Genomic DNA, 10,157 nt, shown 5'->3' with positions numbered 1-10,157 from the left:
GCGTGGAAGGCGTACGGACCGGATCGGGGATCAGATCAGGCCGAGCTCGCGCACCGCGTCGCGCTCCTCGGTGAGCTCCTTCACCGAGGCGTCGATGCGCGCACGGGAGAACTCGTTGATGTCCAGGCCCTGGACGATCTTGTAGGTGCCGTTCTCCGTGGTGACCGGGAAGGACGAGATGATGCCCTCCGGAACGCCGTAGGAGCCGTCCGACGGGATGCCCATGGAGGTCCAGTCGCCCGCGGCGGTGCCGTTGACCCACGTGTGCACGTGGTCGATGGCGGCGTTGGCGGCGGAGGCGGCCGAGGACGCGCCCCGGGCCTCGATGATCGCGGCGCCGCGCTTGGCGACGGTCGGGATGAAGGTGTCGGCCAGCCACGCCTCGTCGTCGACGAGCTCGGCCGCGTTCTTGCCCGCGATCTCCGCGTGGAAGATGTCGGGGTACTGGGTCGCCGAGTGGTTGCCCCAGATCGTCAGCTTCTTGATGTCGGAGACGGCGGCACCGGTCTTGGCGGCCAGCTGCGAGATCGCCCGGTTGTGGTCGAGGCGGGTCATCGCGGTGAAGCGCTCGGCCGGCACGTCCGGGGCGGCGGCCTGGGCGATCAGCGCGTTGGTGTTGGCCGGGTTGCCGACGACGAGGACCTTGATGTCGTCCGCGGCGTTGTCGTTGATGGCCTTGCCCTGCGGCTTGAAGATGCCGCCGTTGGCGGAGAGCAGGTCACCGCGCTCCATGCCCTTGGTGCGCGGGCGGGCGCCGACGAGCAGGGCGACGTTGGCACCGTCGAACGCCTTGTTGGCGTCGTCGGTGATCTCGATGCCGCGCAGCAGCGGGAAGGCGCAGTCGTCGAGCTCCATCGCGGTGCCCTCGGCGGCCTTCAGGCCCTGCGGGATCTCCAGGAGACGCAGGTTGACCGGCACGTCCGGGCCGAGCAGGTGGCCGGAGGCGATGCGGAAGAGCAGCGCGTAGCCGATCTGGCCGGCTGCGCCGGTCACGGTGACATTCACGGGAGTGCGGGTCATGGCGATCTCCGTTAGACAGCTGGCGGTGGGGGGGTTCCTGGCCCCTGGTGCTGGACATCCCTGAATCTTGATGTGAAGAGATATCCAGCGGTCAGGCTATCCGACCCGGAACCCCCGGGACGCTCTGCCCCCTGTGGCACCGCGCACAAGCCGTCACACAGCGCTCACCCGGCCGAATGCGGTACGGGGCGGTCGGGCGGCGCCCGCCGGATCCCGGTGACGCACACCCCGGCACTCCGTTGCGGGACGATCACACGGTGGCGGAATGGTCACTTCCGTGCCACAGGCCCCAGGCATCCCTTGTTCCGCCCCACCCCGTCGACCAGGCTGAATTCTCGACGGGGCAGGACCGCTCAGGTGCCGCGCACCAGGGCCTTCGCGCCCCGGTGGGCCCCGTCAGCCGGTGTCCGTCCCGCTCGGGGGAGGGGACGGGCACCGGTCCGAGCGCCCCGGTCGGGCGGGCTCAGCGGATGGTGAAGTGAACGGCCTGTTCCAGGAACGGGATGTCCAGCCACGGCTTGGGCTGCGCCACCAGCGCCAGCATCACGATGAGGAAGCCGAGCAGCCCGTAGGTCACCAGGTCGGTGAAGCGGGACCGCACCGCCAGCATGCCCACCGACGGCACCACGAGCCGCAGCACGGCACCGCCGAGCAGGGCGCAGCCGATCAGCATCGTGCCGACCCGGAACGCCTCGGCGAAGGGGTCGACGGCCACGATCAGCAGCCCGATCCCGGCCGTGCAGAGCACCGCGAGCAGCGGCCACTGCCGGGCCGGGGCGGGCGCGTCCCCGGGCGCGGCCCGGCCGCCGCCCTCGGGACGCGCGGTGTCCCGGGTGAACGAGGGGAACCGCCGCGAGCGCGGCGCTCCCGGCTCACCGCCGCTCTCCGCGCTCTGCCCGGCCGTACCGGTCTCCCCGGCCGCGTCCGTGTCCGCCTCGCCGGAAGCGCCGGACTCGCCCGCCGCATCAGCCGCATCGGCCGCGTCGGCCTCACCGGCCTCACCGGCCTCGCCCGCCGCCCGTTCGTCCGCGTCCGGCGCGTGTGACCCGCCCGGCGGCGCCTCGGGGGCCCGCGGCGGCCGCGGGGGCGTACCGCCCGCCTCGGCGGCCGGGTCGGCCGGACTCGTAGCAGCACCCATGGGGTTTCCTCCGGATCGGGTCAGCCCGCGGCGGCGGCGTTGCGCTCGGCCGCCTCGACCACGTTGACGAGCAGCTGGGCACGGGTCATCGGGCCGACTCCGCCGGGGTTCGGGGAGATCCAGGCGGCGACCTCGGCCACGCCCGGGTGGACGTCCCCGACGATCTTGCCGTTCTCGTCCCGGCTGACGCCGACGTCGAGCACGGCGGCGCCCGGCTTCACGTCCTCGGGCCTGATGATGTGCGGCACCCCGGCGGCGGCCACGATGATGTCGGCCTGCTTGAGGTGCGCGGAGAGGTCACGCGTACCGGTGTGGCACTGCGTCACGGTGGCGTTCTCGGAGCGGCGGGTCAGCAGCAGCGGCATCGGGCGGCCGATGGTGACGCCCCGGCCCACGACCACCACGTTCGCGCCCTTGATCTCGACGCCGTGGTGGCGGAGCAGCTGGACGACGCCCTGCGGGGTGCACGGCAGCGGGCCGCTCTCGTTGAGCACCAGGCGGCCGAGGTTCATCGGGTGCAGGCCGTCGGCGTCCTTGGCCGGGTCCATCAGTTCCAGCACGCGGTTGGTGTCGATGCCGTCGGGGAGCGGGAGCTGCACGATGTAACCGGTGCAGTCGGGGTTGTCGTTCAGCTCGCGGACGACCGCCTCGATGTCCTCCTGCGTGGCGGTGTCGGGGAGTTCGCGCTGGATGGAGGCGATGCCGACCTGCGCGCAGTCGCGGTGCTTGCCGTTGACGTACCAACGGCTGCCCGGGTCGTCCCCGACCAGCAGGGTTCCCAGGCCGGGGGTGATGCCCCGTTCCCTGAGGGCCGCCACGCGGACGGTGAGATCGGACTTGATCGCGGCTGCGGTGGCCTTGCCATCGAGAATCTGGGCAGTCATGTCCCCATACTCGCGGATGACCCCGCCCAGGTACCAATTCGGCCGCGAACAGTGGCTCGATGTTGCACTTGCGCAACAAGCAAGAGCAGCGACTGGACAAACTTACATTTCGTTTATAACGATTATTCCCGCAGTGCCGCAGTAGTACCGGGGGGCGGACCACTGACCTTTCTTTCCTCCGTGCGGCCGCATCGTCCCCGCAGTGCACGTTGGAGGAACGCCCAGATGAGTTTCGGCGACCCGAACCCGAACCCGAACAATCCGTACGGCCAGCAGCCGGGCCAGCCGCCGCAGGGCCAGCCCGGTTACGGCTACCCGCAGCAGCCCCCGCAGGGTCAGCCGGGCTACGGCTACCCGCAGCAGCCGGGCCAGCCGCCGCAGGGCCAGCCGGGCTACGGCTACCCGCCCCAGCAGCCGGGCGGCACCCTCCAGGCCAACAACGGCTACATCAACGTCGCGGGCCTCGGCACCGTCGAACTCGCCACGATGGGCCGCCGCCTGGGCGCGCGTGCGCTGGACGGTGTCGCGTACAGCATCCTCTACATGATCTTCTCGGCGATCGGCGTCGCGAGCCTGGTGGGCGCCTCGAAGTCCATCGACGACTGCAGCGGCATGGAGTACGGCACCGCTTCGTACAACCAGTGCGTCAACGACGCGGCCAGCGCCAGCGTCGGCGTGATCGCGGGCTTCTTCGGCTTCATCGCCGTGTTCGCCCTGATAGCACTGCTCTACGAGTGGCTGATGGTCTCCATCTGGGGTGCCACGCTCGGCAAGATGGTCCTCAACGTCAAGGTCGTCAAGGAGAGCACCGGTCAGGCCCCCGGCCTGGGTGCGGGCTTCATCCGCTGGATCATCCCGATGGTCGGCTCGCTCTTCTGCGGCCTCGGCACGCTGCTGGTCTACCTCTCCCCCTTCTTCGACAACTCGGGCAAGCTCCAGGGCTGGCACGACCGCGCCGGCAGCACGATCGTCATCAAGACGAAGTGAACACGCTGACGGTCTGACACTTTCGTCACGACGCGAAGGCCGCCGATTCCCCACTTCTTCGGGGGAATCGGCGGCCTTCCGTCGTACCCGGGCCGCCCGGGTACGGCCCGTATCAGTGGAAGAAGTGCCGCGTGCCCGTGAAGTACATCGTCACGCCCGCCTTCTTCGCGGCCTCGACGACCAGCTCGTCACGGACCGAACCGCCCGGCTGGGCCACGGCCCTGACGCCCGCGGCGGTCAGGATCTCCAGCCCGTCGGGGAACGGGAAGAACGCGTCGGAGGCCGCGTACGCACCGCGCGCCCGCTCCTCGCCCGCCCGCTCCACGGCCAGCTTCGCGGAGTCCACCCGGTTCACCTGACCCATGCCGACGCCGACCGAGGCGCCGTCCTTGGCGAGCAGGATGGCGTTGGACTTGACGGCGCGGCAGGCCTTCCACGCGAAGGCCAGCTCCTTCAGCTCGTCCTCGCCCAGCGCCTCGCCGGTGGCCAGCGTCCAGTTGGCCGGGTCGTCGCCCTCGGCCTGGAGGCGGTCGGTGACCTGGAGCAGCGCGCCGCCGTCGATCGGCTTGACCTCGACCGGGGCGGTCGGGGCGTCGGGGCAGCGCAGCACCCGGATGTTCTTCTTGCGGGCCAGGACCTCGACCGCGCCGTCCTCGTAGGCCGGGGCGACGATGACCTCGGTGAAGATCTCCGCGACCTGCTCGGCCATGGCGACGGTCACCGGACGGTTGACGGCGATGACGCCGCCGAAGGCCGACAGCGGGTCGCAGGCGTGCGCCTTGCGGTGCGCCTCGGCGACGTCGTCGGCGATCGCGATGCCGCACGGGTTGGCGTGCTTGATGATCGCGACGCACGGCTCGGCGTGGTCGTACGCGGCCCGGCGCGCGGCGTCGGTGTCCGTGTAGTTGTTGTACGACATCTCCTTGCCGTGCAGCTGCTCCGCCTCGGCCAGGCCGCCGGTGCCCGAGGTGTAGAGGGCGGCGGGCTGGTGCGGGTTCTCGCCGTAGCGCAGCACGTTCGCGCGCTCGTACGTGGCACCGAAGAAGTCGGGGAAGCCCGAGTCGTCGGCCGCGGCGTAGTCGTCCGCGAACCAGGAGGCCACGGCGACGTCGTACGCGGCGGTGTGCTGGAACGCCTCGGCGGCCAGCCGCTTGCGGGCGGTCAGGTCGAAGCCGCCGGCCTTCACCGCGGCCAGCACGTCGGCGTACCGCGCGGGGCTGGTGACCACGGCCACCGACGGGTGGTTCTTGGCTGCGGCGCGGACCATCGAGGGGCCGCCGATGTCGATCTGCTCCACGCACTCGTCGGCCGACGCGCCGGAGGCGACGGTCTCCTTGAACGGGTAGAGGTTGACGACCACCAGGTCGAACGGCTCCACGCCGAGCTCGGCGAGCTGCTCGCGGTGGGCGTCGAGGCGGAGGTCGGCCAGGATGCCGGCGTGGACGCGCGGGTGCAGCGTCTTGACGCGGCCGTCGAGGCACTCGGGGAAGCCCGTGAGCTCCTCGACCTTGGTGACCGGGACGCCGGCGGCGGCGATCCGCCCGGCGGTGGAGCCGGTGGAGACCAGCTCGACACCCGCCTCGTGCAGGCCGCGCGCGAGGTCTTCGAGCCCCGTCTTGTCGTAGACACTGACCAGGGCGCGACGGATGGGCTTATTCACCGACATGACCGAGATGAACCTTTCGTCCCTCAATGCGATAGCCGTCGCGGGCGAGCCGCCCCACGGCCTCGACGAGCAGCTTGCGCTCGATTTGCTTGATGCGTTCGTGGAGAGCGGCTTCGCCCTCCGGCGAGTCCTCCTCGGTCACCTCCACCACGCCCTGCGCGATGATCGGACCGGTGTCGACGCCGTCGTCGACGAAGTGGACGGTGCAGCCGGTGACCTTCACGCCGTACGCGAGCGCGTCGCGCACCCCGTGGGCACCGGGAAAACTGGGGAGCAGGGCGGGGTGGGTGTTGATGATCCGGCCGCCGAAGCGGGCGAGGAACTCCCTCCCCACGATCTTCATGAACCCCGCGGACACCACGAGGTCCGGGCGGTGCGCGGCCGTCGCGGCGGCCAGCGCGGCATCCCACTCGTCCCGGGTCGCGTGGTCCTTGACCCGGCAGACGAAGGTCGGAATTCCGGCGCGCTCCGCCCGTTCGAGACCGGCGATGCCGGGGCGGTCGGCGCCGACCGCGACGACCTGCGCGCCGAAGGCCCCGGGATCGTCACCGATGACGTCGAGCAGGGCTTGCAGATTCGTTCCCGAACCGGAGACCAGCACGACCAGACGTGCCGGGGCGGCGGAGGGGGGCGGGGAGGCCACGGCTGGGCCCTTTCTCGCGTGGTGTTCCGGCGTGCTCCGCCCACGTCGTGGAGCAGAGCGACGCTGATTTGTACGGTCGTACGAAAGAACAGAGCCCCTCGGTACGGGGAACTCTACGAACCGGTCGACCGCCAGCAACGATACCGGCACCCCGGCGAACCCCCACGGGACGGGGGTCGGCGGCCCCGGCGGGCGGCGGCCGGTCCGGATCGCGGGGATCGGCGCCCCGGCCCGCGCTCCCAGCTTTCGGCGGCTCCTTGCCGGGAGGTAGCGTCAGGGGACAGCGAACCGTCCACGGGGCGGAAATGACGAGATGGGGAAGACGTTCACCACATGCCGGACCGACGCCGCCGCACCGCCTTCCGCCAGCCGCTGCCCGAGCGGGACGCCTCTTCCCCGGGCGGGAGGGGTTCGGACGGGAGTGACGACAACCCCTTCGCCCCGCCGCCGGAGAACCGGCCCGACCAGCCCTGGCAGCCCCGCCACCCGGTGAACACCGCGCAGGGCTCCGGCAACGGCAACGACTCCGGGAGCGGGGAGGGCTCCGGCGAGAGCGGCTCCTCCGGGGACCGTCCGGCGTGGGGCGGCCAGTGGAGCAGCCGTCAGCCCGGCCGGCAGAACGGCGGCTTCGGCGGCCGCCCGGGCCAGGGCGGTACGGGCGGTGGCGGCGGCCAGGGCGGGCCCGAGGGCAGCCCGGGCGGGCTGCGCTGGGACCCCACCGACCCCGCACAGCGCCGGGCGCGCTACGCGCTGCTCTGCGGCATGTGGGCCTTCTTCTTCGCGCTCTTCGACTTCCCGGAGATCGCCCTGCTGCTCGGTTCGCTCGCGGTGTACTGGGCGATCAGCTCGCTGCGGTCCAAGCCGAGGAGCCCGGCCGCCGACGGCTCCGGGCAGGCGGCGGGCCCCGCCCGGACGCCGGGGGCACCCGCGCCGGCCGCCCCCGCGGCCCCGGTCGGCGGCAGGCAGCAGACCACGGCCGCGGTCAGCGGTCTGGTGACGGCACTGCTCGCGCTCTCGATCGTCGCCGCGACCTTCACCGTGCAGCTCGTCTACCGCGACTACTACACCTGCGTCAACGACGCCCTGACCAAGGCCGGTCAGGTCGCCTGCAACGACCAGCTGCCGAAGCCGCTGGAGCCGCTCTTCGGCGTCAAGGACTGAGCCCCTCCCCTCCCGCGCTCCCGGACGGTCCGGCCCCCTCGGGCCGGGCCGTCCGCCCGTACCAGGGCTCGGTCGGCAGGAAGTCGTACGGCGTGAAGTCGTGCGGCGTGAAGTCGTACGGCGTGAAGTCCCCTTCCGCCCCCGGACCGGGCGGCGGTACGGGGGCGGCGGACGCGTACGCGGCCCGTCGCGCCCGTGCCCGCTCCTGCTCCCGCACTCTTTCCCGCTCGCGTTCCCGCTCCTGGGGCGGCATCGCACCGGTGAGCCACCACCAGCCGCTGCGGACCCGCCTGCGCAGCCGCCACGCCCGCAGCAACAGCGCGCCGGGCACCCCCAGCACCACCGTCCAGGCCGTCGCCGCCGCCCCGGCGAGCCACCACACCGGCCCGAACTCCGCCAGCGCCCGCGTCCCCAGCGGCCCCCCGGCGGCCGCCGCCAGCACCGCCGTACCGGCCCCGCACCCGACCGCCGCGAGCGCGGCCACCAGCGCGGTCGCCCCTGGGCCCCACGCCTCCTCGCCCCCGCCGCGCGACGGCGCGGCCCGCCGCACCGTGAACCAGGCGACGGTCACCGCGGCCGCGACCGGCACGCCGAGGGCCGCCCAGTTCGGGAGCGTCCCGGGGCCCTGGGCGGGCACCGCGGCCAGCAGGGGGAAGCCGGGCAGCGCCGGGCGTCCGGAGAAGGCCAGCGGGGTGACCGTGGACGCCGTGCCCAGGGCGAACCCGGGCCCGAGCCCGTACGCCGCACCCCACACCGCCGCGTTCGGCACCAGCACCGCCGCGAGCAGCAGCACCGCGACCCGGCCCGACCAGTCGCCCGAGAGCTGGACGAACGCCTGCCGGGCCGGATGCGCGTGCCACACCAGCCCGGCCGCGACGAGCAGCGCCCCGCCGCCGACCAGCATCGCCACCCCGGCCGCCGCCGCCCGCCACACCGTCGCGGCGCGCTCCCGGAGCCGGCCGTCCGCCAGCGCCCGGTGCAGGGCGGACGGGGCCCGGCCGGGCAGCACGACCGGGCGCCCGGCCGCCGCCCAGACCCCGGCCGCCGCCACGCCCACCACCACGACGGCCGCCGGGAAGAGCAGCGAGAGCGGCCGTACGGACAGCGCACCGCCCCGCGCGTAGTACGCGACGGCCGAGCCGACCAGCAGATACCCCCCGGCGACCGCGGCCAGACCGCTCCCCGCCGTCAGGGCCGGGTGCTCCTCGTCCGGCACCAGGACATCGCGCGCCGCACGGTGCACCAGCCACACCGGCACCACGGCGAGCAGCAGCGGTACGACCCCCACCGGGGCGGGCACCCCGCTCAGCGTGTCGGCCCTGATCAGCTCGGCGCCATGGGCGAGCAGCCAGAGCCCGGCCGCCGCGTGGAGGGCGCCGGCGGGGCTGTCGCCGGAGTCCGGGGAGATGATCCACAACGCCAGGACGAGGACGGTGATCGAGCCCAGCCCGAGCCCGGCCGCGACCGCCCCCCTCAGCAGGGCCAGGGTCAGCGCGGCGGACCGGCCCTGATCCGCCGACAACATGGGGCCGCTCTCCGTTACTTGGGTCACACGGCCATGCTGCCAACGACACGCGCTTATTACGCGTAACGGGATAACGCCCGCTGTGTCGCCCAATATATGTTTATGTGCTTTATTACGCGGTGTAGCCCGATGGGGGGTCCTGCATGACACGGAGTCCGACGGACAGCACGGACGCCACGGGCCCCCCGGACACCCCTTCCGCCGCCTCCGCCGAGATGTCCGGCCCGGCCGAGGCGCCCGCCACCGCCGGTTCGCCCGCCCCCGCCGCGGCGTTCGACGCGCTGTACGTGCACTGCGCCACCGCCCTCTTCCACCAGACGTTCCTGCTGACCGGAAACCGCGGCCTCGCCCGGGAGTCCGTCGCCCGCGCCTTCGCCCTGGCCTGGGAGCGCTGGCCCGAGGTCGCGGTGGACCGGGACCCGGTGGGGTGGGTGCGGGCCGCCGCGTACGAGTACGCCGTGTCGCCCTGGCACCGGCTGCGGCGCGCGCACCGCCGCCCCGACCCGCCACCGGACGAGCCCGCCTCGCGCGCCCTGCTCGACGCGCTGCTCGCGCTGCCGCCCGCCCACCGCCGCACCCTGGTGCTCCACGACGGCCTGGGCCTGGACCTGCCGGACACGGCCGCGGAGACCGAGGCGACCACCCCGGCCACGGCGAACCGGCTGCTGAACGCGCGCGCCGCGATCGCCGAGCGGATGCCCGAACCGGCGGAGCACGACGCGCCCGCCGGGCGATCGGCGCCCCTCGGCGAGTTGCTCGGCACGCTCGCCCTGACCCCGGCCCCCGGCACGCTCCCGGCACCCGGCCGGGTCCGCACCGACAGCGAGCACCGGGCCGGGCGGTGGACCCGGATCACCTTCTGGTTCGCGGCGGCGCTCGTCGGGCTGACACTGTTCACCCTGGTGACGGCGCCGACTCGGCACGAGACCCCGCAGTCACCCGCCCGGCGGATCAGCGGGGTGCCGCCGCGCGCCGGGCCGTGGAAGCCGGGGCCCCAGGACGTGCTGCTGGAGAAGAAGCTCCGCGGCGAGCTCGTCCAGGGCACGGCCCGCCTGGTCCCCGGCACCGGCTGAACGCCTCGCCGGCGCCCGACGCGGAAACGGCGCGGGCCCGCACCCCTTCGAATCGAGGGG

9 protein-coding genes are annotated in these 10,157 nt (G+C 73.3%); 3 read left to right on the top strand and 6 right to left on the bottom strand.

Going from position 1 to position 10,157, the window contains the following annotated elements:
• Nucleotides 1-30 precede the first annotated feature (30 nt).
• From ACFCV8_RS33335 to ACFCV8_RS33325, 3 genes are all read right to left on the bottom strand, one after another.
• Nucleotides 31-1,020: a malate dehydrogenase gene (locus ACFCV8_RS33335; RefSeq protein WP_376689247.1), complete on the bottom strand. Its 990-nt coding sequence runs from the start codon at nucleotides 1,018-1,020 to the stop codon at nucleotides 31-33.
• Nucleotides 1,021-1,483: 463 nt separating this feature from the next.
• On the bottom strand, nucleotides 1,484-2,158 hold the full coding sequence (locus tag ACFCV8_RS33330) for a DUF3017 domain-containing protein (RefSeq protein WP_376689246.1): 675 nt from the start codon (nucleotides 2,156-2,158) through the stop codon (nucleotides 1,484-1,486).
• Between the two features lie 20 nt (nucleotides 2,159-2,178).
• Nucleotides 2,179-3,042, bottom strand: a complete 864-nt coding sequence (locus ACFCV8_RS33325) for a bifunctional methylenetetrahydrofolate dehydrogenase/methenyltetrahydrofolate cyclohydrolase (RefSeq protein WP_376689245.1) — start codon at nucleotides 3,040-3,042, stop codon at nucleotides 2,179-2,181.
• A 225-nt stretch (nucleotides 3,043-3,267) separates the two neighbouring features.
• On the opposite strand from ACFCV8_RS33325, the gene ACFCV8_RS33320 reads away from it, so the two are divergent.
• Nucleotides 3,268-4,029 (top strand): RDD family protein, encoded by a 762-nt coding sequence (locus ACFCV8_RS33320; protein ID WP_376689244.1) that lies wholly within the window; start codon nucleotides 3,268-3,270, stop codon nucleotides 4,027-4,029.
• 112 nt (nucleotides 4,030-4,141) lie between these two features.
• On the opposite strand, the gene purH is transcribed toward ACFCV8_RS33320, so the two are convergent.
• Together purH and purN are read right to left on the bottom strand one after the other, a co-directional pair.
• Nucleotides 4,142-5,695 carry a bifunctional phosphoribosylaminoimidazolecarboxamide formyltransferase/IMP cyclohydrolase gene (gene purH, locus ACFCV8_RS33315; RefSeq protein WP_376689243.1) on the bottom strand — a complete coding sequence of 518 codons (1,554 nt, stop codon included), beginning with the start codon at nucleotides 5,693-5,695 and terminating at the stop codon, nucleotides 4,142-4,144.
• On the bottom strand, nucleotides 5,682-6,338 hold the full coding sequence (purN, locus tag ACFCV8_RS33310; RefSeq protein ID WP_376689242.1) for a phosphoribosylglycinamide formyltransferase: 657 nt from the start codon (nucleotides 6,336-6,338) through the stop codon (nucleotides 5,682-5,684). Before purN ends, purH begins: the two co-directional genes overlap by 14 nt.
• 333 nt (nucleotides 6,339-6,671) lie before the next feature.
• Here purN and ACFCV8_RS33305 point away from each other — a divergent pair, with 333 nt between their 5' ends.
• Entirely contained in the window at nucleotides 6,672-7,499 is an 828-nt protein-coding gene (locus ACFCV8_RS33305; RefSeq protein ID WP_376689241.1) for a hypothetical protein, read from the top strand.
• Here the strand turns inward: ACFCV8_RS33305 and ACFCV8_RS33300 are convergent.
• Nucleotides 7,489-9,024 (bottom strand): DUF6350 family protein, encoded by a 1,536-nt coding sequence (locus tag ACFCV8_RS33300; RefSeq protein WP_376689240.1) that lies wholly within the window; start codon nucleotides 9,022-9,024, stop codon nucleotides 7,489-7,491. The genes ACFCV8_RS33305 and ACFCV8_RS33300 overlap by 11 nt on opposite strands.
• A 143-nt stretch (nucleotides 9,025-9,167) precedes the next feature.
• Here ACFCV8_RS33300 and ACFCV8_RS33295 point away from each other — a divergent pair, with 143 nt between their 5' ends.
• The gene (locus ACFCV8_RS33295) at nucleotides 9,168-10,097 is read left to right on the top strand and encodes a DNA-directed RNA polymerase sigma-70 factor (RefSeq protein ID WP_376689239.1); all 930 of its coding nucleotides are present in this window, start codon (nucleotides 9,168-9,170) and stop codon (nucleotides 10,095-10,097) included.
• Nucleotides 10,098-10,157: the final 60 nt, after the last annotated feature.

The sequence above is a fragment of the Streptomyces sp. NPDC056347 genome (assembly GCF_042262625.1).
Taxonomy (GTDB): Bacteria; Actinomycetota; Actinomycetes; order Streptomycetales; family Streptomycetaceae; genus Streptomyces.
The sequence above is the reverse complement of the archived record's forward strand: the minus strand, read 5'-3'. Positions and strand labels throughout refer to the sequence as shown.

What these genes read in the sequence shown, in the direction of transcription:
- ACFCV8_RS33300 (WP_376689240.1), bottom strand. Translation starts at nt 9,024, where the DNA reads ATGTTGTCGGCGGATCAGGGCCGGTCCGCCGCGCTGACCCTGGCCCTG.
- ACFCV8_RS33335 (WP_376689247.1), bottom strand. Translation starts at nt 1,020, where the DNA reads ATGACCCGCACTCCCGTGAATGTCACCGTGACCGGCGCAGCCGGCCAG.
- ACFCV8_RS33330 (WP_376689246.1), bottom strand. Translation starts at nt 2,158, where the DNA reads ATGGGTGCTGCTACGAGTCCGGCCGACCCGGCCGCCGAGGCGGGCGGT.
- ACFCV8_RS33305 (WP_376689241.1), top strand. Translation starts at nt 6,672, where the DNA reads ATGCCGGACCGACGCCGCCGCACCGCCTTCCGCCAGCCGCTGCCCGAG.
- ACFCV8_RS33325 (WP_376689245.1), bottom strand. Translation starts at nt 3,042, where the DNA reads ATGACTGCCCAGATTCTCGATGGCAAGGCCACCGCAGCCGCGATCAAG.
- ACFCV8_RS33320 (WP_376689244.1), top strand. Translation starts at nt 3,268, where the DNA reads ATGAGTTTCGGCGACCCGAACCCGAACCCGAACAATCCGTACGGCCAG.
- purH (WP_376689243.1), bottom strand. Translation starts at nt 5,695, where the DNA reads ATGTCGGTGAATAAGCCCATCCGTCGCGCCCTGGTCAGTGTCTACGAC.
- ACFCV8_RS33295 (WP_376689239.1), top strand. Translation starts at nt 9,168, where the DNA reads ATGACACGGAGTCCGACGGACAGCACGGACGCCACGGGCCCCCCGGAC.